This is a genomic window from Pseudomonas sp. BIGb0381, from assembly GCF_024809815.1.
GTDB lineage: Bacteria > Pseudomonadota > Gammaproteobacteria > Pseudomonadales > Pseudomonadaceae > Aquipseudomonas.
On record NZ_JANUEN010000010.1, the window covers coordinates 155077 to 177704 of the forward strand.

General features: G+C 51.5%; 18 protein-coding genes. 10 read left to right on the top strand and 8 right to left on the bottom strand.

Annotated elements, in window-relative coordinates:
* The first annotated feature begins 17 nt into the window (after positions 1-17).
* The 3 genes from M2397_RS24015 to xerC are packed head-to-tail and all read left to right on the top strand — an operon-like array spanning position 18 to position 2352.
* On the top strand, positions 18-1004 hold the full coding sequence (locus M2397_RS24015; protein WP_259244579.1) for a phosphoadenosine phosphosulfate reductase family protein: 987 nt from the start codon (positions 18-20) through the stop codon (positions 1002-1004).
* Positions 1001-1207, top strand: coding sequence for a DUF4224 domain-containing protein (locus M2397_RS24020; RefSeq protein ID WP_259244581.1), 207 nt, complete (start codon positions 1001-1003; stop codon positions 1205-1207). Before M2397_RS24015 ends, M2397_RS24020 begins: the two co-directional genes overlap by 4 nt.
* Positions 1204-2352 (top strand): tyrosine recombinase XerC, encoded by a 1149-nt coding sequence (gene xerC, locus M2397_RS24025; protein WP_259244583.1) that lies wholly within the window; start codon positions 1204-1206, stop codon positions 2350-2352. The genes M2397_RS24020 and xerC overlap by 4 nt, the downstream gene beginning before the upstream one ends.
* On the opposite strand, the gene M2397_RS24030 is transcribed toward xerC, so the two are convergent.
* From M2397_RS24030 to M2397_RS24040, 3 genes are read right to left on the bottom strand one after another with little or no spacing between them, the layout of a single operon-like run.
* Complete coding sequence (locus tag M2397_RS24030; protein WP_259244586.1) at positions 2347-2838, bottom strand: hypothetical protein; 492 nt, start codon at positions 2836-2838, stop codon at positions 2347-2349. The genes xerC and M2397_RS24030 overlap by 6 nt on opposite strands.
* Positions 2839-2858: 20 nt before the next feature.
* The gene (locus tag M2397_RS24035) at positions 2859-3473 is read right to left on the bottom strand and encodes a hypothetical protein (protein WP_259244587.1); all 615 of its coding nucleotides are present in this window, start codon (positions 3471-3473) and stop codon (positions 2859-2861) included.
* A complete protein-coding gene (locus M2397_RS24040; protein ID WP_259244589.1) occupies positions 3474-4280 on the bottom strand; it encodes a TIGR04255 family protein in 807 nt (268 codons plus the stop codon).
* Positions 4281-4687: 407 nt separating this feature from the next.
* Here M2397_RS24040 and M2397_RS24045 point away from each other — a divergent pair, with 407 nt between their 5' ends.
* The 4 genes from M2397_RS24045 (at position 4688) to M2397_RS24060 (ending at position 9044) form a co-directional block, all read left to right on the top strand.
* A complete protein-coding gene (locus M2397_RS24045; RefSeq protein ID WP_124419061.1) occupies positions 4688-5488 on the top strand; it encodes a hypothetical protein in 801 nt (266 codons plus the stop codon).
* 560 nt (positions 5489-6048) lie between these two features.
* A complete protein-coding gene (locus M2397_RS24050) occupies positions 6049-6405 on the top strand; it encodes a hypothetical protein (RefSeq protein ID WP_259244590.1) in 357 nt (118 codons plus the stop codon).
* Positions 6406-7151: 746 nt separating this feature from the next.
* A complete protein-coding gene (locus tag M2397_RS24055) occupies positions 7152-8384 on the top strand; it encodes an AAA family ATPase (RefSeq protein ID WP_259244591.1) in 1233 nt (410 codons plus the stop codon).
* Entirely contained in the window at positions 8385-9044 is a 660-nt protein-coding gene (locus M2397_RS24060; RefSeq protein WP_259244592.1) for an HNH endonuclease, read from the top strand.
* Between the two features lie 165 nt (positions 9045-9209).
* Here the strand turns inward: M2397_RS24060 and M2397_RS24065 are convergent, their stop codons facing one another.
* From M2397_RS24065 to M2397_RS24085, 4 genes are all read right to left on the bottom strand, one after another.
* Positions 9210-10181, bottom strand: coding sequence for a phage baseplate assembly protein V (locus M2397_RS24065; RefSeq protein ID WP_259244593.1), 972 nt, complete (start codon positions 10179-10181; stop codon positions 9210-9212).
* Positions 10166-10864: a hypothetical protein gene (locus tag M2397_RS24070; RefSeq protein ID WP_259244594.1), complete on the bottom strand. Its 699-nt coding sequence runs from the start codon at positions 10862-10864 to the stop codon at positions 10166-10168. The genes M2397_RS24065 and M2397_RS24070 overlap by 16 nt, the downstream gene beginning before the upstream one ends.
* Before the next feature lie 417 nt (positions 10865-11281).
* A complete protein-coding gene (locus M2397_RS24080) occupies positions 11282-13276 on the bottom strand; it encodes a UvrD-helicase domain-containing protein (protein WP_259244595.1) in 1995 nt (664 codons plus the stop codon).
* Positions 13261-15213 carry an ATP-dependent endonuclease gene (locus tag M2397_RS24085; RefSeq protein WP_259244596.1) on the bottom strand — a complete coding sequence of 651 codons (1953 nt, stop codon included), beginning with the start codon at positions 15211-15213 and terminating at the stop codon, positions 13261-13263. Before M2397_RS24085 ends, M2397_RS24080 begins: the two co-directional genes overlap by 16 nt.
* Before the next feature lie 887 nt (positions 15214-16100).
* Between M2397_RS24085 and M2397_RS24090 the strand changes: the two genes are divergently transcribed.
* Positions 16101-16385, top strand: coding sequence for a DUF3077 domain-containing protein (locus M2397_RS24090; protein ID WP_259244597.1), 285 nt, complete (start codon positions 16101-16103; stop codon positions 16383-16385).
* Positions 16386-16626: 241 nt separating this feature from the next.
* Positions 16627-18627: a M48 family metallopeptidase gene (locus tag M2397_RS24095; RefSeq protein ID WP_259244598.1), complete on the top strand. Its 2001-nt coding sequence runs from the start codon at positions 16627-16629 to the stop codon at positions 18625-18627.
* A 202-nt stretch (positions 18628-18829) separates the two neighbouring features.
* Here the strand turns inward: M2397_RS24095 and M2397_RS24100 are convergent, their stop codons facing one another.
* Positions 18830-20122, bottom strand: coding sequence for an OprD family porin (locus tag M2397_RS24100; RefSeq protein WP_259244599.1), 1293 nt, complete (start codon positions 20120-20122; stop codon positions 18830-18832).
* A 409-nt stretch (positions 20123-20531) separates the two neighbouring features.
* On the opposite strand from M2397_RS24100, the gene M2397_RS24105 reads away from it, so the two are divergent.
* Entirely contained in the window at positions 20532-22604 is a 2073-nt protein-coding gene (locus M2397_RS24105; protein WP_145335841.1) for a TonB-dependent siderophore receptor, read from the top strand.
* The last annotated feature ends 24 nt before the right edge of the window (positions 22605-22628 follow it).

Sequence of the window (22628 nt, forward strand, 5' to 3'; positions counted from 1 at the left end):
CAGGAAGAGGTGCATCAATGACTACGCACAACATCATCAGCCTAAGCGGCGGCAAAGACAGCACGGCGACGCTACTGGTCGCAATTGCCTTAGAAGCACCCAACCTGCAGGCCGTCTTCGCGGACACCGGCAACGAGCACCAACAGACCCACGAGTACCTGGATTACCTGGAACAAGCTACACGCACGAAAATAACTCGCGTGCGTGCTGATTTCACCCAGCGTATTGAAGGCAAGCGCCGATTCATCGAATCGAAATGGCGGGCGCAAGGCATAGCAGAGGAGGTAGTGCTGGCAGCGTTGGACGTGCTGCAGCCAACCGGTAACCCGTTCCTAGACCTGTGCATTTGGAAAGGCCGGTTCCCTAGCCGCAAAGCCCAGTTCTGCACCATGGAGCTGAAACGCGACCCTATGTTTGAACAAGTAGTCATGCCTTTGATGGATGCCGGCGACATGACCCTGAGCTGGCAAGGTGTACGCGCTGAAGAATCGCTTAACAGGCGATATTTGCCCGAGTGTGACGAAGTGGGCGGCGGCCTATTTAACTACCGGCCGATCTTAAAGTGGGATATTCCAGCAGTGTTCGAGGCTCACCGCTACATGGGTATCAAACCGAATCCGCTTTATTCCCAGGGCATGGGGCGCGTCGGCTGCATGCCCTGCATCAACTGCCGCAAGGATGAATTACGCGAAATTGCCCTTCGATTCCCTGAAGCGATTGACCGTATCGATCGCTGGGAGCGAACTGTCCAGCAGGCCAGCAAGCGCGGTGCTGCCACGTTCTTTGCCGGATCAAATGCCAAGCATCCGAAAGGCACGATCGCGGACATGACTGCCATTGAAGTCATGGAGATTGCAAGCATTCGCCAGGCCGTTGAATGGTCCAAGACAGCCCGAGGCGGCATCCAATACGACCTACTGATTGCTACTGACGCGTCCGCCTGCTCCAGCGCCTACGGGCTGTGCGAATCGGCCTGGGAGCCAATAACCGTGGAGGCAGCATGAGCGCAGCCCGTGTACTAGAGTTTGAAGACTTACAACGCGTAACCGGATATAGCCGCCGGGCAGACGTTGAAAAAGCGTTGCGCTCCCAAGGCATTCGAATTTTTAGTGGACGAAAGGGGCCCTGGACTACAGTGGATTTGATCAACCAGGCGGGCGGGCTAAAACCCGTGGATACCGATAGCTACAGTGCGGACATCGTATGAAACGCGGTCGAAAGCGCCAACACAATCCAAACATCCCAAGGCACATTGACCAGGCGGCTTTGCCGCGCTCGGTGTATTTCGACCATAGGGGCGCCGGGTGCTGGTACATCCTATATTTCAATGAGGCCGGGCGGCGACAGCGTCAGAACCTTTGCGCGGGTAACGTGACGCTTTCAGAGCTTCACCGCCTCATCGAAGAGCGTAACGGTGTAGACCGCGACAGCCTGCAATACCTCTGTGATGAGTTCCACAAGAGCGACCAGTACAAGGTCCTCAGCGAGAAAACCCACGACGACTATGTCTACTCCCGCGACGTGCTTCTGGCGTTCCCGACGAAGCTTGGCAAGCCGCTGGGCGAACTGGCGGTGCTCAAGTTCACGCCGGCGCTGGTCCAGCGGATCATCGACAGGATAGCCCAAGATGGCACCCCCTCCAAAGCCGCCCACTCGCTGCGCTACCTGCGCAGAGTGATGCAGTGGGGCCGTAACCGTGGTTTTGTGAAGGACAACCCGGCCAAGGGCATTGAGTCGCCTAAAGAGCGCAAGCAGCGCCGACTGCCCGAAGACACAGCCATGGTCAACTTGATCAGCTTCGCGAAACAGCAAGGCCAGCTCAAGAGCGGCCAGCCGGGGGCCTGCTCGCCCTACCTGTGGTATGTGATGGAGATTGGATACCTATGCCGCCTGCGCGGGATCGAGACGATCACACTCACCGACGAGAACGAACTCAACGAAGGGGTCCTCACCAATCGCCGTAAAGGTAGCCGGGACAATATCGTCCGGTGGACTCCTCGGCTGCGTGCCGCCTGGGATGCGGCCAAGGCCGTCCGATCAGAGACGTGGGAACGAAAGCGTGTGCCAGTGCCGATCCGAGCAGACCAGCGCTTTCTGATCATTGCCGCAACCGGCCGGCAGTTGTCGAAGTCAGGGCTTGATACAGCCTTTCAACGGCTGATAGTGCAGGCGATTGAGAAGAAGGTGCTCACTGAAGAGCAGAGGTTTGGAATGCACGACTTCAAGCGTAAGGGCATCACCGATACGGTGGGCAACAGGGCAGACAAACAACAAGCATCTGGCCATAAAGACGAATCCATGATGGATGTTTACGATTTAAGCCTGCCGCTGGTGGATCCCTCAGGATCATAAGACGGGTGGACTAAGAGCTTCTATTTCTCCATCCGGAGTAACTAAAACTAGACTCAAAGCCTTAGAAAGCTGGCTGCTCAGCCCTCTAGGCACGGTTTTATTAGGATGAGCTTGTGCCGCGCAATCGTAAGGAGAAATCTCTGCATGATCAGGATTACCGTCCGTAGCCTTCTCCCAAACCTCAAAATGAACAGGCTTCGGATTAGCACGGCCGATTTCTTTGATGTTTCCCACAGTAATTAAACCAATCGCCCGGATTAAAACTCCAGATCCTGGACGCTCGACGTCGCTCTTCAAGCGAGCCAGAAGTTGGTCAAATTTCATATGCCCGTTACGGGTGACGGACGTATTATTACGCTTAAAACACCCAGGACTACCGCGGCGCACAGCCTCGTCCCACTCCGGCGGATAAAGCGCACGCGCCACGGTTTCGCCCTCATCAACCGCAGTTAACCTCACCAAGTCCAGCAGAATCCCTTCGCTCAAACTTTCACCTGATCTAAGCCTTAATACTTGCTAGAAAGCATCACGTAAAGTTTAGGATCATCAATGGCAAACGCAAGCTCTCCACCATCGCTAGACAGCTCAGCTCGACCATCGAAGAAGGCCATGTCCATCAACTCACCAGACTTAGAGGTCCAGCTAATCAGGATTTCTCCCTCATAACCCAAGAAGAACCCAAAGTCTTCAGCGAATGGTCCTGCCCTCTCAAAAAACTCTTGCATACACGCCAAAGAATCGACCGACATAGGCTCTGCATCGTGTCCGTCCCAGCCATAGTCAGATGCAGCAAGGATACGAAGACGACCGGCAGCTTGTTCATGCAAAGCACGTCCAATAGCACCGATGTAGGCCTCTCTAGCCAAAGCTTCATGAAGTTCGGCCATTCCCAAGGTGGCGGATGGCGGAGACATTCCGTAAGTCGGACGGAAATAATATTCGACGCATTTACCTTTCAGATGCTCAATCAGATCCTGAACGCTTCGAAAGGCCTCGGCGCTGCAGGATGCTATCCACTGTACAAGGGCCTTAAAGTCGAAATCCAAAGGATCAATCGAGGTCCGAGTAGAAGTGTTGAATGACTGATACTTGGGGCTAAAGCTAGCTGCTAGAGTCGCCATTTATGTACCCTCCGAAAGACCCATCGCGGCATGGATGGGTTGCGTCAATTCTATAAAACTTTTGTGAAGCACTGCGCGAGCCTGGTCCAGCGATGCGAGCATCTGCTCAACATTCGCGACATGGCTTGCTGCGATGCTAACGGTGTTCTCCATAAGGAAAACTTTTTCACCTTGCAACTCCCCCTCTGCAATCTGGATCTGAAAAGAACCAAAAGCAAGTGGAATCACCACGTGGATCATCGGAACGATTGATGTACCGTCTGCCGACAACTCAGTTAAGGCACGAGGCACGGTAACGTTGATCCCCATAACCTCAGAAAGGAACTCTTTGAGAGGTCGACCTCCGGTTAAGTCATCCTTAAAAGCATCAACGTACCTTAGCACCAGATCAAACTCACCTGCTGCAGGAGGATTCGAGCCGATTAGAGCCTCGATCCCTTTTTGTACAACCGGCCTGAACTGATCCCAGCTTTTATATGGTTGAACTGCATGAACCGAGAAAAGACCGGCACCCGCCTGAAATATCGTAGAGGCTGTATGGTCAGTTGACGATGCGTCAGATGAGTTTTTCTTGTATCGAAATGCGGCTACCTGATTCATCAAAGGAAAGCCTGGAGGCGTCATTCGCTCAGCAGCGCCATAGCCAAGAGACGATAACCTCGCATGAAGTCGGACAAAAAACTCTTCCGAGGACTCAGCGCTTGCGCCTTGGAAAAAAGGCACGCCAGAATCCATGACAGCATCAACCGACCAACGCACTTCAGCGATTAGCTCTATCAGCGGCGAAGAATCGAAACGTTCAATCATCCTTGGACCCAGCCAGACCAGCTAAAAAATGGGGTGCACATTCTTTCACATCCTTGTGACATGCGCCAGATGGCAAACGTTCATAGCAACACGAGATCTATCATGCGTTTGACTATAGAGCAGTCGAGGTGAGGCCGCCTAGAGCTACGTACAAAAAAAGATCAAGCTCAACCTTCTTACCCCCTGCTTATGAGCGGTGACGTACAAAAAAAACGCCTCAGGGCTTGAGAATACTGAGTTTGGCAACTGACTTGTAATCAGTAGGTCCCGGGTTCGACTCCTGGTGCCGGCACCATTTAAAAACAAAGGCTTGCAGCGATGCAGGCCTTTGTTTTTTGTGTCATACGTAACAAGGCACGTAACAAGCAACCAGTTTTCGCTTCCTCATCATCTGTAGGGATACGGTAATGTCGTGGATCGACTATGCGCAGGGCCTCCTGGACAAGAGCTGGCTGGGCACGTTGCTTGGAATCGCAGGTATCGTTTTCGCGGCTTGTACGTACCTATGGACCCGCAAACGAACTAGCTTGGCGTATGTACACCTGGGAGAGCATCTTCTGGGGAGCGCTTCGGATGCTCTGCCATCGCAGATAGTCGTGCAGTACAACGGCATCAGTATCCCCCGCCTAACCAAATCAATACTGATTTTCTGGAACAGCGGCGAGAACACAGTCAATGGTGAAGATATCGTCGCGAAGGATCCGCTCCGCTTCCAAGTAGGAGACGACGGTCAAATCCTATCTGCTGCGATACTGAAATCGAGTCGGGCAGTAAATGACTTCTCGATCCTAAAGACGCCAGACATAGGCGCTAATGAAATCACGTTTAGCTTCAACTTCCTCGATAAAGACGATGGAGTCGTGGTGGAAATTCTGCATACCAGTACTGATCGGAAACCTCGCGTTAAAGGCACCTTGAAAGGTCTTCCACAGGGTTTTCGAAATCTTGGCCAATTCATTCGCCCTAAACCCCAAAAGAGCAAGCCAGGGAAACTGCATCCGCTCGGCTCGACTCTACTCCCGATTGGTGTGGCCCTATCTGGCTTTCTCACCGCGATCTACGGACCGCGCCCTTCGTTCCTTGCTAACCCAGACACCTTGCTTCTTTTTTACTCGTTTCTGGGCGTAGTCGTGGGTATGTGGCTCAACAGCAGGTTCTGGAATAGGCGCAAGTATCCAAAGAGCCTCCATACAGAAGCTCTCGAGTAATCCTGGGCGGTCACCTGCTGTAGCTTCTATATCGGTTTCAGCGCACAGATCTGCACCGAGCCACGCGGGCTGCGATCGACAAGTATGGATATCCAATAGCCCGAAAATCTAGCGCCAAGGAAGTGTCTGCACACGTCGAGTGTCCCTCCTACGACACACGGGATTTTTTTCCGGTGCACCCATCAAAAGTGCGTAAGAAGTGTAAGTGAGATTTTTTATCTATCTCTATCCCTTATATTTCAATAGTTTAGAACCATTTCTAAACCGTAAGTAGACTGTTAGATCAGTGTCGGCGCCGAACAGTTTGTGACTGTAAGTGAGGCCGACCTCAACCTACTGTTTTTAAAGGGTTTTTTTAAGACCCTTTCCTGACTTACACTTTTTGACGACGGGACTGTAAGTGACGCCCCCCAATGAATCCGGGGCTTTTCAGCCGTTTCTCGACCCGCTGACGCCACTTACGTGTCAGGAGGGGGTGGACCTGGAAAATGTTTTCAGCAGCCGTTCAGGCACGCCCCACCAGACTGCTCTCGCCTCGTGACTTTAATCCGGAGAACACCATGACAAAGCCCAGCTCCGTCGCTCCCATTCCAAAAATTGAAGTCATCAAGAAAGGCGCCCTGTGGGAGGTCCATTGGGACTACCAGGAAGGAACGGCCAGCCTGATTTTGTTCAACCGCGCTGACTACCTGCGTGGCTATATAGATGGTGCGCTGGACATCCTTGGGATTGACCCCGATTGCGTGTGCTGCGCCAGCGGCGTGACCGGCACGGTAAAACGACTGACTCAACATCAGGCCGACACACTTTATGGAGCATTGAACCAGTTGCTGGTCCCGTTGGTAGAAGCGGAATTCGCCCGCCTGGAGCGCCTCGCCGCCCTTCCTCATGTACGCGGCGCCGCTGCAAAAGTTTGAAACCCCTTTCCCCCATGCGATCAGCCTGCCCAGGCCCAGCCGGCGGGCAACTCCCTGCATAGCCTGAGACACGCTCTGTACCTGCAATGACGTGCACTTTCGAACGGTTGGTATTCTGAAAACCGCCTGGTTCGAATGTTTTTAAATTTTCGACCCAATGAAACCGGGGCCTCCAGCCCTGCCCCGTTCGTGGTCGTCTGCTGCAACGTTGTGCAACCGCACTGCACTTCTCTTCAAAACTTTGCAATCTGTGAAACTGCCGGTCGCCCGCAGAGAGCGCCAGCCCGCCTGGGCTGCGGGTTCGTTTGCACTACATCCGGGTTTGCACAAAAAAAGGACGCAAACCCCGTCGGCGGGAGGGGGATAAGTGGTTTTTAGACATATTTTTCCTTGGCCCGCACTCTTTCAGCTACCGGGTGGTTAGATTTCAGCAACGATCGTAGGTAGGTGCTGCACTGCGGCCTGTCCCGACAGGGCGAATCGAACAATTGCTTGTGATTCCGAAATAACGTCCCGACGTTGTGTCCAAGGACCGTGTTAATAAAACAATTCGAGTCGAGTGTGTGAAGGAGCTGCAATCTGTGATTGTCAAGAAAGGGAGTTCTGCTGCATGCTAAAGACGACTATGCTAGATATCGAATCTAGTTGCAGGTTCAATCAAACTCATTTCACATATCAACCCTAGACCCACTCTGACAGAGGGAATGTGCTCTAGGCCACTTTTAGCAATATAGAGATGGAAGAAAATGCCGAATAATGTTTACCAAATAAACGCAATAATACCAAGCTCCGGAAAACTGGCATCGATAAATCTAAAAAATCGAAACCTTATTATCACCGGCGTGAACGGCTGTGGCAAAACACAATTCATCAACGGACTTTTTGATTACTTATCCAATAGAATTATTGCGAGACAGAACGCTTCACAGGAAAACTTACAGAACTCCATAAGATCCTATACCCATCAAGTTAGCCTGGGCAGCGAAGCAGATTCAAACTACCAATATTATGCAAGAGAACTGGAAAGACTCACAAAGGAACTAGAAATATCAAAATCCCCCCCAGCGCTAATCGACAACTATGAAAAATTTACGATCGATTACCACAAGCAAAGCGCTGTATTGTTAAAGTTTGAAGCTACACGCCAAGCTAGTATAAGACCTTGCAACTCATCAAAAAGCAAGGATATGTTGAGGCAAGAAGCGATTACGACCCATGACACCTCAACGCTATTTGAGGATTACTTGGTGAGTCAGAAAACAGCCCAGGCTTTTGCCGAATCACCTAACATAGGCAACAACCCAAGTGAGGCGGCCTCTATTAAGGCGTGGTTTGAAAAACTTCAAGATGATCTTCAAGAGCTATTCGAAGACCCTAGTCTAAAATTACATTTTGCTTACGAGTCCCAGTCGTTCTACATTAAACAAGAAGGTAAATCTCCATACAGCCTTCAGCAACTGTCATCCGGATTTTCTTCGATCTTTTCAATCTACGCTACGCTACTCACGAAAATCCAGCTGAGCTCAAATTCAACTAACGAAATCTATGGAGTAGTTTTAATCGATGAGATTGACGCTCACCTTCACGTTTCTCTTCAGCGTAAAATTCTTTCATTTCTCACTAAATCCTTTCCAAACATTCAATTCATCGTCTCTACACACTCCCCCTTTGTGGTGTCCTCAGTAAGAGACGCTGTGATATATGACCTATCAACTCTTGAACAAGTCGAAGACTTATCCTTGTATTCATACGAGTCTATTTTGTCCGGCCTATTCAACACCACACCTATTTCTGAAGTACTTCAGAACATGATAGTAGACTTGAGCAAAATGATGCAGTCGCCCAATATCGACGTCACTAAGCTAGAGCACTACGTTCGTGAAATCGGCGAGCATGAACAGCATTTGGATAGCGAATCGGCGTTCTTCATTAAGAAAGCTAGACTAGTTATCAACAAAAGCAAAAAGGGAGAATTTTAAATGTTCAATACCGTGAGGGCATCGGCGGCTCCAGCTTCACTTGCAGCGAAACAAAAGTACGACGGGAGCGATGTTTACTTGGAGCTATGTAACATTTTTTTTAACAAGTGCTACATTTGCGAAACAAAAGAGCCCCACGACATAAACGTAGAACATTTTCGCCCTCACAAGGGTGATGAAAGTAAAAAATTCGACTGGCAAAATCTGTATTTGGCTTGCAGCAGATGCAACAATATAAAGCTCGTGGAGTTCGATGACATTATAGATTGCTGCGATATCGAGCTTGATGTATTTCGTGCGATCAGACATGTCCCGCCTATCACCCCATACGCTAAATCTGTACAGCTGCTATCAATGCTCCCCAACCCAAAGGTCGAACTAAGCAGGAGGCTTTTAGATCGCGTTTACAATAGCGATCATACCGTTAACAAAAAAGTCTCAGGGGCGTTTCTCCGCAGAAAAATTTTTGACCAATACAACCTGTTACTAGATCAGATTAACAACTATTACAACCCAGTCGCTACAGACATGGAAAAAGAGCTAAGCTTGGAGCGAATGCAGAAGCTTATTCATAGATCTGCGCCTTACTCTGCCTTTATCCGCTGGTGCATATTGGATGATATGGAACTCGGCGAGTTGCTTGTCGGCTACATGGACTGATAAGTATTCAGGAGATTCATAAGAAACAGGGAAAACCGTCTAAATTGCACTTGATTCAATCGACCAGTATTGACCGACTGCTTTTGGCCGACCCTCGTACTTTCTAGAACCTAAAAACGACTAACTTCCACATTGAATTTAGGCAGCAGTGTCGGGTTACCTTAGTCAGAACGTAATGTGCTTGAGATCTGCTCCCAGTCGAGTGGCTATGCCAGAATTGCTTAAAAATAGCGACGCATTTCCTGGTACCGATGTTGGCCCGTGAGTGTGAGAAGCTAGTTGGACGTTCATGTGTTGCACTAGGTCAAGCAGATCACAGACCACCTGAAAGATGTTCACACTCTCAGACCCAACATGGTTTTTTGGTGCGAACATCTGCAGGCTGACTCCCACCAAGCTCTTGCGCAGTCCATCAATCCGTTCCTCCATATCTCCACCCACCGTGGCGTTATGCTTCTGCCCCACAACCAAGTTCAAATCCCGCCCGGTCGCCTGGTGCAGATCAGCCACCGCCGCCAGGCTCGCAGATCCGCCCGAAAGCAGCTTGAGTGCGCCCAACGCCTCGATCTTCTTAATACCACCCACTGACTCGGTTGAATGGTCGTCCACCGTTCTGGTGTGGCTCTGGAAGCTCTCAGTGTTCTCCATCGCCTCCACTTCGCGCTGGACCGCCCTGTCCTGAATCTTGCCGTCTGTTTGGCGTAGCCAGTTGCCGTCCGCATCGACGCGCTGCTGGCAGGCTTCGCTGTGCTGCCACACCTGGTCCCCTTTCGGCACGCTTGGCAGAGTCAGACCGTGGGGCAGCACTGTCTGGATATAGGGCTTGTGCGGCAACCCGTACGCAAAGCACACCACAACCGTGGAGCCCTCCTCCGGGAAGGCATAGAAGCCCATTTCATCGCCACCGACCGGCACAGGCAGCGGAACGCCAGACAGCACCGGCAGGCTGGAGTCCACCTCCCCATCCGGTCCAAGCATCTGCAGATCAACGCCAAAGCGCGGCCGGAAGTCGTCACAGACGCCAGCGCCGGCAGGTGCATCAGGCACGGCTATCACCTTGGCGAATCGTGGCAAGTGATAGCCACCAGTGAGTTCAGGAAACTGGCGTTCTACCGCTCGTTTTATTGCGTCTTCCATTTCAATACCATCTGAGTGCCGGCCAGCGTCACCGAAGTGACCCGCTCGCCTTGGTTGATTGTCGCGCCTGGGCGCATGCCTGGGAGCGCCGCGATCATGGCGCTCTGGTTATCCTGGTAGCCGTCGAACAGCTCGGTGGGCAGGTGCAGGGGCGCCCGGGCGCCGAAAAAGCTATCGGCCCATTTGCCCACGAACACTTCGCCGTTGCCCTGTTGCTGCCAGATCAGGTCGTCGATAGAGAAAACCCGGGCCAGGCTGTCCATCGCCTGGTAACCGGTGGCCAGGCTGTAGAAGAACGGCGCTTTCACCCGCGTGTATGAGCTGTCCGGCACTCGAAACTTCAACCCCGTGTGCTTGCTGATCTCTTCAAGCACGGCGCGCAGATCGACGTGGCGCAGGTTAAGCGGCAGTGGCTTGGCCAGGATCGCGGCCAGCTCGCGGCAGAACAGAACCTGCTGCTGGGAGTTCGACGCCGTGCAACGTTCCACGTAGCCGATGAAGTGGCGCTGCAGCGTTCTGTCGTTGTAGCCGATGTCCAGCGTCACCAGGCCCTTGAGCGGCGCCGATGCCTGGACTGTGAAAGATGCCCGGCCGGGGCTTCGCAGCTCCAAGCGGACATCCTCTTTAACCAGGGCAACGGGTTCGCCGTTTATGGCCAGCACCTTGTGCAGTTTCAAGCTCATGCTCGTTTACAACTCAGCTATGAACTAGGACACGGTCGAATCGACGTGGCTTCGGCTTATATAGGAAGTGTAGTATGAGAGGCGAGTATAATATGGAGCTTTTTCTATCTGGAGTTCTGAATGGCGCACCCGCGACACGCAACCGCCACATCCGCCAAGCTAACGAAATCCAAAGAGCGATATATGAACGATGGCATCGTAATAATCCGTGGTCTTGGAGGCGTAAACATTTAGCTTGGTTTCTGACCCACGGCCTAGAAAAACATTCCAAGTCAACTCAATACTATTATTTATTAACAGTACGCCTGATAGCCTCGCGAAGAGCAAAGACTTGGAAATTTTAAAAACCCCCGTTGGCTTTCATGACCCATTAGGTATTTTATTGGGGAGAGAATTAATCACCTCCCCTGCAACCTATCAATCTAATTTTACAACTTCAACCTCATCAAAATAGTCTCCAATAGATGAAGCTTCCTCTTCACCCATAAGCCGTACACAGGTCAAATTTTCAATAGCTCGTGAGCACGCAACATACATAATCTTCTGATTTTCAGCCGACACAGGGCCTGCTGAGAATATATTAGCAAACTTATAGTCTCGCCAAAAGAACTCATCCACTACAACTAATACGTTTCTTATCCCTGAGCCTTTCGTCTTGTGCATGGTTATAAAATTTGTTTTCTCCGACAAATAATCGTAGTAATTAAACACCTCGCCCAAGGTTATTTTTTCGCCAAAAAAATCGGCATAAAACAAATCCCGTTTTACATCTCGCTCCAAATCTCCAAATTCATAATCATCAATATCGAATCCTGATTTATTTAATTTACTACAACTGTCAATACCTGAGATGTAAAGATTCTTAAAATCAGTGTACCTGGCGTCCCCATTCATTTGCTCAATGAAGTGTTCTCTTCTTTTTATGAAGCGTTCGTAGGACTCCGACCTTTTTATCAACTTCAGCTGAAAAGATTCGAGTATCGCCTTGTGCCCAGAGCAGTTCAATTCGAAAACCTGCTTGAATGCGGCTAGCAACTCATCCTTTTGACGAACTGAATCTAATACAAACCCAGATTTTTTTACAGAGCGGATAACGTTAGAATGTCTACGAGACGAAACATCTTGATATAGTTCATACAAATCATAAAAATGGCACGTAGTTAGTACTTTCTCTAGGTTTTCATTCGTTGACTGACCAAATCGAGAGTTGAAAATCTCGTACAAACGACCAAACCCTGCTTCTAACGCTACAGCTTTGTTTGTCAGCATTAGCATTTTGTAGTTATCAAAGCCCTGAGCTCTCTCAATCAACTTATAAAGTTTTTCGACATATAAATCCTTTGCCTCACGAGAGCTTTGCTGATTAGGCTTCTCTTCGCAAATCGCATAAACCAGCTTCACTTTACCTTGGCGCTCGGCCAAAGTTTCTAAAAGACCGCCATCAAAAACCCTCAAGGCAACATTTTGTTTTAATCCGTCGTTCCTCAAGTTATTTATAAGCCTTACAACCTGCTCCGAGCATCTATAGTTATCTTCCTTTTCAATTTTCTCTAGCGCACCAGCTTGTACATATGACTCTACATCCCCAACCCCCTCCTCATATATACCTTGCATCGAATCGCCGAAAAAACCGAATATTATATTTTGATCAATTGCAACATAGTTAAGAAACGCTCTAACCACATCAGGAGATGTATCTTGATACTCGTCAACAAATATATAATCATACTTGTCAGACAAAATTTTCCGCAATTTCGCGCGCTTCACCAATAGAGAAACCGCTAGCTTAATGAGCCCATCATGGCCGAAACTTAGATCGCGAAGACTATTAAACACGGTTTCATTATAAACAACTTTATGAGCGGGAACCCCTTCAATATGCTTCAATATATGGGAATTTAAATATTTAATCTTATCGTTTAAAACTTTGTTTGCCGCAGCAGGGTCTCTATCATAAACAGGCTTACCTAGTACTTTTTCCTCTTTTGTTCTAAGTATAAAATATGCCTTTTCGGCATATTTCTCGTATGCCCTTTTATAGCGAGCATGCTCGCGTTTCTTATATTCCTTCTCATCATCCAAGGCCTCCCCTCGCGTGAATTCAGGTAGAAGGAAAATTTCGTGTATGACCTTATGCAGATCGAGCCGGAAGGTTTTTACGATTCCATTCATAAACGAATGAATTGTGCTGATGGTATGCAGATCACCTGCTCGCATCTTGATCTCATCAGCAGCCAAATTTGTATGGGTAATACATGCCACCCTCTTATCTGGCATATTTTTAGAAATGTGGTCTAACAACTTCTTCAAGGTTTCGGTCTTCCCACTTCCTGCTCCCCCCTGGAGTAGGAAACTCTTCCCCCGCGCTAGGCAGGACAAAACCTGATCAAACGGAGTCATTCGGATATCCATTCCAACGCCTCCTCAATATAGGTGGGAATACGCCAAGTAACTTGGTCATCAGTTAGTGCCAAGTACAACAGAGAGGACGCGAACGCAGATTTTTTATCCAATACTTTATCAATCAAATCGTAGGCATCTAGCCCTGCATCAAACTCATGCACGTTCTTCAATCCATTTATGCTATCAATTTTCTTTTTAATCAACTCCTTATTGACATGCACAAAAGCATCCTCGAAACTCCTCGCGTGATATTTCTCTTCCTCCTTCTGATAAGCAATATATATATTAGAGTAAGCATGCTTTAGATCATGCGAAACTAATCTAGAGAACCAACTGGCGAACTTAGCTTCATCAGAGAAGTCGGGAGCATCATAGTAATGTTTTAACGTGGCATTGCTAATGTGATCTGCGTCAACAACCTTGGAGGAGAGATAAGTTGTTTTGGGCTTATCTTTGCTTAAATCAAGGGTCTTTTTGGTTGTATCTATATCCGTGATGACAAGAGCTTTGATCTCCAAAAACTCTAGAAAATGCCTAAACGCCTTGGCATTAGCACCGACTTCTAAAATTGTAACATTTTGGGAAAACAATGAAATATGGTCTTTACTGTGGAGCTTTGACTTATCAAATAGTTCTACAAAGTAAGGCCAGAGCATTCGTTCAGTAACACCCTCAATAAATATCACCTTGCTTGCAAAAAACAGCTCGCACGAATTGAGAGTTAGGTACTGCTCTAGAAACTTAAACGAATCTTCATCGTCGCCATACTTAACTTTCAGCTCAGCATGGAAATTTTTTATTTTTATCCTACCTTCTGAGTTTTGCAAATACCTTATGTCTTTAAAATCACACTGCGAAACAATATGAGATGAATGCGTAGTAATTACGGCCTGAATATTGTCAATCTCATTCAAGATACTTTTTATTTGATTGGCAAAAATATATTGCATCTGTGGATGCGTATGCGCCTCTGGCTCCTCAATAAAAAGGAGATTTATATTTTTTCCGGTTTTGGCAAACGACTCTTTCTTGATCTCAACACTCAAAAGCAAATAAAGTATATTCATATGACCGAGACCATTGAACGTCTCGGGGAGAAATTCGGCGCGCTCTCCATACACCACCTGCGAGCTATTCTCCAAAACCTCATTTGATTCAAGATTGGATACAACCTTGATATCTTCAATCCCCAAAAAGGCTTTAGACGTCTTCAAGAATGGCTCAAAAAAATCCTTATAGCTGTTTTCAAGACTCTCATCAATTTGCAGGAGCAAGTTATTAATCGGATCGAAGTCCGTGACATCCTTATTGGCCTTATTGAAATATTGCGTTGTCAGCTTCGAAAGCATTTTCTTGCCGCCTTCGCTGCTAGCAACATCTCGCTTAGCATGAATTATTTGGAAATTAATCAGATCCCTGACCGAAGTGATGTCTTTCTTTACAAGCCTAGTCCGGTTTTCCAGAAGTAGATCTTCATCATTCACATATGCAAAGACATGTACCTGTAAGTACCTATCAAGGTTTTTTCGAAGAAACCTCTCCCTCTCACCATCGAATTGCTCTATATCTCTCAGCAATAAGTCCTTGTTTATAACGCACTCGAATAAAATATTTACTTTGTTTACTTCACTATCAAGATCCAACATAAATTCTGATAGGTGTCGCAAATTGTCTTCGTCATCGTACTCAATTTCAATCCTCATACTTATCGATAGAGGAACAACGTCAGTTCCGTGATCTATCGCAACTAGATCCTTACGAATCGCCAAAGGAAAATCATGGTAATTAAAGGCAACACCTGACTCGTAGAACTTTTCAAAAAGCACAAGCAAGGATGTTTTACCACTATTATTTCTACCAATAAGCAAAGATAAACTATCCCGCAAATCTAACGTCACATCCTGCAAAGCCCGAAAATTTACAGCTGAGATTTTAGTGATCTTCATGTAGGTCTCTTATATCCATTTAGAGCAAAGATTAAGCACTTTCAAACACTTTGGAGGTTAATATATCTTTGATACATAAATTTCAAGAATATCTTCCCGCAAAAGTTTTATTTACATATTATTTTAAATGTACCTTGAGCCTGCTTCGAAAGATCGAATGGCTTCAATATAGCCTAAGCATAGCCTTTTGCCATTTATCGATTTGATCTGCGAGAGTCCGGGACTGAGAGGTAACGGCGTCGAGCTGTGTGAGAAAGCAAAAGGGTAGCAATGGAGGTAACAGTTAAAATATCAACCATTTATCCTATTGATAAATATGAAAAATATTTCTTTTTTCGACTCCTGGTGCCGCACCATATAAGACGAAGTCCCTGCAGCAATGCAGCGGCTTTGTTTTTTCTGGGACACTCATCCTCGATCAGCCCCTTCCGGCCTCACCTCCCTACCTGTTGAATCACACCTTTCGCGCCAAAACTCCAGATTTCGTCCTTTATGCTGAATTATGTATTGGCAATAATTACGGCGTATCCATAAAACAAATAATGGCATCAACGCCCGACCGCAACATTTCAAGACGAGCTGAAAAATCAACCAATCCATTTTCCCGATTGCTCCTCACCTCTCACCACGCTAACCTCCCCCCGTCGCTGCCAATTCAGCGATCGGGCCTGATAACCCGGCAAGATGCAGGCGCACCTAGCGCCCCCAACACCCGATTTTGAAGGCGTTTTTTTTCGCCTGAAAATTCGTGCAATGGCGGCTGTGCGTGGGAGACCTCCGGGTCTGCCGGGTTCCTGTATCTCCGGTTTATCAGCCTGCGCACAGCTGCCACCCAATTCGCCTGATAACGAATGTGGTAGCTCTCACTCGATATGGGAGTTTTACCGATGACCGCTCCAAATCCCTCTGCGTTAACCACCCTCGGCGTCACCCCGTTCTCCTTTCACTCCGACCAACCTCTGTTCCGCGTCAACAGCGGTGTTTCCCTGCATGAAGCCTTACATCACGTTTCCGACTTGCTCCACGTTGCCAAGCTGCTCGCCGAAGATGCAGCGATGACGAAGGAGACGGACCGTTATGCCTGGGCGTCGCATTATTTGCAGGAGATGAGCAAGGCGGTGATTGATGATGTGGTGAAGGTGTTGGAGTCGCCTGGGAATACCGGGCTGTAAGTAGGGCTGTGAAGCGGCCCCAAAACCAGGCGCTTAGTTTTAACAGCAAAATCTCAGTGTCTTTATTGGGGCTGCTGCGCAGCCCGGCGCGGGGCAAGCCCGCTCACCACAGAGTTGTGTGCCCGAATTTGAAAGTGGTGTAGATACCCAGGGCCGCTCCGGCTCCCACAGTAGCGCGCCTCGGCATGGGGCGCTTTTTTCGGTATAAACCTGCACACCCCCGCGTTGTGAACGGACTCCCATGAACGCTCTGAAACTGATCTGTCTGCTGGTGATTTTCCCGCTGCTGCTGGTCACCCTCGGCGGCTGGGAGCGTCAGCGTGGTGAGGACGCAACCACAGCGTTGGTCGATTACCACCTCAACCTTGATAAAGCCAAGCACCCGTTGCAAGCGCTGGCAACCAGACAGCCCGCGAGTAGTGTCGACCTGCCTGATGGCGTCATCAGCGTTGCGGAAGCCCTCTCGCGTCTGGAAAAAATCGAAGCTGAACTACCCTCCGCACACCGCGTGAACCGTGCGATGCGGGCCCTGGCGCCGTGGGTGATGGGCTTGGGTCTGTTGGCGGCGTTGATTGGTGTGGCTGCGTTGGCGGGTACGTACTGGGCGGGGCGGCGGGCACGGCAGTCACGGGAGAGGTTATTGCAGGTGTTCTCCCTGGGCAGCCGCCTGTTGCCCTACGTGCTGGTGGGCCATGTGGTGGCGGTGGCGGCGGCCGTCGCGTTGGCGTTAAGTTTCGAAGGCTTGGCGATGTGGCATATCGGCCGGCTGGGCAGTGGCGAAGTCAAGCTGATGGCGGTGCTGGGGGTGGTCGCGGCGTTTTGTCTGTATTCGATCTGGCAGTTGCTTAGACAGCTGCGCCCTATGCTGGGGATGTTCAAGCCCGAGCCGCTGGAGATGTTCGGCCAGCTGGTGACGCCCGCGCAGGCTCCAGGGTTGTGGCGCCATGTGGACGAGTTGGCGGGTAGGCTCAGCGCGCTGCCACCGGACCACATCGTGGTGAGCCTGGCCCAGGGCTTTTACGTGACGTCCAGCGCGGCTACTGTGCAACCGGCGAATACTTCGCTGCAGGGGCGCACCTTGCATGTGCCGCTGCTGTATCTGGGCCTGCTGAGCCGTGAAGAAATCAGCGCGGTGATCGGCCATGAGCTGGCGCACTTTGTGGGGCAGGACACGGAATACAGCCTGCGCTTTTTGCCGATCTACGATGGGGTTAATCGCAGCCTGGAAGCGCTGTTGAATACGATGCTGGCCAGCGATTTTATCCAGGGACGGCTGATGCGGCCGTCGTTCATGTTCGGTGTGTTTTTCATGCAGCGCTTTGATGACGCGGTGAACCACTGGAGCCGTGAGCGCGAATTGCTGGCGGACGCTGCCGGCGCGCAGTTGGCGTGCCCTGCTGCGGCGGCGTCAGCGTTGTTGCGGGTGTCGGTGTTGCAGACGCACGTTGAGGATGCCTTGTTAGCAGTGTGTGAAGCAGGCTCGGCTACAGACCTGCCCGACGCCGTGTTCGCGCGCTTGCGTGAGTGTGAATTGCAACCATCACCCGAAGCCCTGGAGATTCATCAACCGCATCCCACCGACTCCCACCCCTCCAATGGCGAACGTCTGCAGGCGCTCGACGTGCCACTGGACGATACCCTGCGCGGTGCCACCCGCGCGGTGGATCGCGACGTAGCGAATGCGCAGATGGACGCCTATTTCAGCGCACCCCAGGCACTGCGCGAGCGACTGTCTCGGGATGTGATGGACGTGGCCGTGTCGGAGAACACCGCGCACACCCATCTGCTGGAAACCTTGGCCGCTTCGGCCGAGGGTGAGCGCAGCTTGCATGAAGGCGGCCAGTGGCGCGGGGTACTGATGGCCGTGTCGAGCCTGCCCTTTGTGCTGGCTGCGCTGTTTATCCTGAGTCGAGTCTGGCTCGCCCCGGAGCGTTTGAAAGGTACACCGCTGTCGGCAGTCAGTGCAGGCGCGTGTCTCGGCATTATTGGGCTGGGCCTGCTATGGCTGGGCATCCGTCGATTCAAGCGTGCGCCGCAGACCGCGTTGCGCCTGACGCCGGAGCATTTTGTGTTCAATAACCTGGCGCAACCGCTGCCCATCGAACATATCGAGGAGATCACGTTGCAGTTTGTCCAGGGCATCTGGGTAACCGTCCAACTGACGCCCGAGGCGCCATTACCCGCAACGCGCAAGACGGCGTTCGGCGTACCCGGCGTGCGGATCAACAAGAAGAAACGCTAGGTGCTGCTGCTGATGGCACAGCTGTGTATCGACAATAAAAAGATCGAACCCTACGAGGGGTTGTCCTTGATGCTCGACTACAAGAATGCAGCGTTGGCGCGCAAGATTTTGCAGAGCCGCCAGGACTGATGCGCACCCATAAAAAAACCCCGAACCAGTCGGGGTTTTTTATCGCCTGGAATCAGGCGCGAGGTGCGATCACTTAGAAAACGTTGATCGGGTAGTCAGCGAACAGACGCAGTTCGTTACCGCCAACGTTGTAGTTGCTGGCGTTGTTGGAAACACGCAACCACGAGGCACGAGCACGCAGGCTCAGGTCTTTGGCCGGGCCGCTCTGAACGACGTATTTGAACTGGTTGAAGATCTCGCGCTCGGTGCCATTGCCACGGCCACTGCCGTCGTCAATGTTAGTACCGCGCACGTAGGCCACGTTGTAGGTAAGGCCAGGCACGCCGAAGGTGCTGAAGTCCAGACCGTAGCCGGCTTGCCAGGAGCGCTCGTCCTTGCCGTTGAAGTCGGACCAGTAGGAGTTGGCCAGCAGGATGGTGTTGCCACCGTCGCCGATGCCGGTGTCCGCGGTATTGTCACGGTAGCCGCCATACAGGTAACCGGTATCGCCGGTACTGCGCTGATGGGCCAAGGTGAAGCTGTGCGCGCCAACAGCCCATGTAGCGCCCAGGCTCCAGATTTTGTTGTCGCGCGCGTCGCCATTACCGCGTTGCTCGGCGAAGCTCCTGTCCAGCTTGGTTTTGTAGCCGTTGAAGTCAAAGGTCAGCGACTGTTTCTCTGGCAGGGCCAGTACGTAGTTGACGTTGACGTATTGCTTCTTCAGCACGTCTTCCATGTCGGAAGCGTACAGCGCAGCCGACAGATTTTCGGTGAACTTGTAGCTGCCGCCCAGGTAGCTGATGTTCTTCAGGTTACCGCTGTCGGTGCCTTCAGCACCTTTTTGGGCTTCCTTGGTGAAGCGACCTGCATCCAGTTGCAGACCTTCGATCTCTTTGGAAACGATCGAGGTACCGGTGTAGGTTTCCGACAACAGACGAGAGTTGTCGTACTGCAGTACAGGAACGGCAGGCATTTGCTCGCCGTACTTGAGCACGGTGTTCGATACGCGGAACTTCACCGCCGCGCCGCCTTTGGCCAAGTCGTCAGCTGCTGCGCCGCTGTCACCTTGCTTGAAGAAGTTAATGCCGCCAGCGCCGCTGCGACCTTTACCACCGTCCAGACGGATAGCATATTGGCCGATCACGTCCACACCCACACCGACGGTGCCTTGGGTGAAGCCGGACTCGAACTTGCCGATGAAGCCTTGGCCCCACTCGGCTTTGTCTTGCTGGCCGTTCTTATAGTCACGGCTGATGTAGGCGTTACGGGCTGCGATGTTCAGGTGGCTGTCTTCAACGAAACCCTTGGATTGCTCCTGGTCGTTTGCCATTGCGGTCGATGCGCTCAAAATCCCCAGAGCGATCAGACTCATCCGTTGCTTCAACATTTTTTTGTATTCCTTATTACGGGTTGAGTACGCGCTATGACACCAGGCTCCATGTCGCTTTTCTGGTATCGACTTTTTCCGAAAAAAGAAGGCCCGCGGACGAGTGAACATGCCGCGGGCCTTTTCTTATTGGATGAGTCATGGCGGTTAGCCACAGGCGTTGGACGCAATCCTAGTCGCGCGTTGAACTATGTGTCAATTTCGTGAATCGTCTGTATTTAGGCGAAATAATTCTAAGCAACGGCCTACGGCCTTTCTGAAAACGACCAAATTCTGCCTTCAGCGACCCCGGAAACACATCTAGTAACACATTTCAAAGTCGATACGTTTGGTAATAGATAACGCGCGCAAATGCAAAGCATTACCATTAGCGCGCTTTTCCTGCCAAACACTTTGGATGCATTTCACCATGCCTGCCCTTCGCCTGACGCCCATGACCCTTGGGCTTTCTGTTCTGCTGTCTGCCGGTTTTGCCTGTGCGGCCACCACCTTGCCCGAAACCTCGATCAGCGCCGAAGCTGACGAAGACGACCCGCGCGTCAAGGAAACCAGCACCGCTACTCGCACCGCTACCCCCGTGCGTTATGTGCCCCAGGCCATCGACTCGGTGAAGACCGAAAGCCTGCGCTCCTACGGCACCAACGACCTGGGCCAGGCCTTGAGCGGCATCCCCAATGTGAGCAGCGGTGCCGATACGCGCTTCGACAGTTTGCGCATCCGTGGCTTCGACGCGAGCAACGACTTCTACCTGGATGGCATTCGCGACGACAGCCAGTACGTACGCGACCTGCACAACATCGAGCGTATCGAAGTGCTCAAAGGCCCGGCAGCGGTGCTTTACGGGCGAGGCGGCCAGGGAGGGATCGTCAATCGCGTGAGCAAACTGCCAACGGCCGGGCATAAGTCGAGCATCGAAGCCCAGGGCGGCAGCAATGATTTGCGCAGTGTGTATGCCGACCTGAGCACCGACCCAAGCGATAACATCAGCCTGCGCCTGAACATGGGCAACCAGGACAACAACAGCTTCCGCGACGGCGTCAGTGGCAACCGCCAACTGTTCGCGCCGTCCATGAGCTGGCAGCTCACACCGGATCTGAACTGGCTGGTGCAATACGAATACAGCCGCTACAACCGCACGCCCGATCGCGGTATCCCCGGCGTCAACGGCCGCCCCGCCGACGTCAGTCGCAGCACCACCTACGGTGACAACCGCGATTACATCGACGACAAGTCCCAGTCCCTGCGCTCCAAGCTGGCCTACGAACTCAACGACAACTGGCAACTGCGCCAGACCTTGGGCGTATTCAAGCTCGACAGCGATTTCGACAACACCTACCAGACCGCCTACGTTGCCTCGACCAATCGGGTGACGCGCCAACGCTGGCAGCAAGACCTGACTACCCTCAACGTCTTCAACAACGTCGAGTTGGAGGGAGGTTTCAGCACCTTCGGCCTCGAACACCGCCTGCTCACCGGCCTTGAGCTGGGCAGCCAGCGCCGCGATCCAAAGCTGTACACCGCCCCCGTCTCGGCCGTGCCAACCCTGGACCTCAACCAGCCCAACCGTAATCTGAGCCACACCGGGCGCATGAGCGTATCGAGTAACAACCACACCGAAGTCGAAAGCCGCGCCCTGTATGTGCAAGACCAACTGCGCCTGAACGATCAGTGGCAAGTGCTGGCCGGCTTGCGTTACGACCGTTTCGAAGTGGACACCAAAAACAAACTGCTCAATACCCGGCAAGACGTCAAAAGCCACAGCACCAGCCCGCGCTTTGGCCTGGTGTGGACGCCCCTGGAACACCACTCGTTCTATGCCTCGTGGAGCAAGACCTTCTCCCCGGCCGGTGGCGGCCTGATCGGTATTACCCCGAACGCCGCCGGCAGCGTCAACGACCTAAGCCCCGAACTGACCAAGCAAAAAGAAATCGGCGTGAAAAGCGACTGGCTCGACGACCGCCTGAGCACCACCCTGGCGGTGTACGAACTGGAACTCTACAACCGCCGCACAAGCGACCCGCTGGACCGCACCATCACCCTGCTCAGCGGCCTGCAGCGTTCACGCGGCGTGGAGCTGACGGCCACCGGTAAGATCGTCGGCAACTGGTATGTACGCGGCGGCATCGGCCTGCAGGATGCCAAGGTCGAGAAGGACAACAATGGCTTTGAAGGCAAGCGCGTCAGCGACGTGGCCAAGCGCAACGGCAGCCTGTTCCTCACCTGGAAACCGGAGATGGGCTGGTACGCGGAGACCGGTTTGACGTTGGTCGGCGACCGTTACGCCGACAGCCTCAACACCGTGGTGCTGCCGGGTTATGGCCGTTGGGACGCGTTGGTCGGGTTCCGGCAGAAAGAATGGGACGTACGCGCGGCGCTGAACAACATTGCCGACAAAAACTACTACGAATCGGCGACCAGCGTGGCGCAAATTCAGCCGGGCGAGCCGCGTAATCTGGTGGTGACGGGGACCTACAGTTTCTAACCCGATACAAAAACACCAATCCCG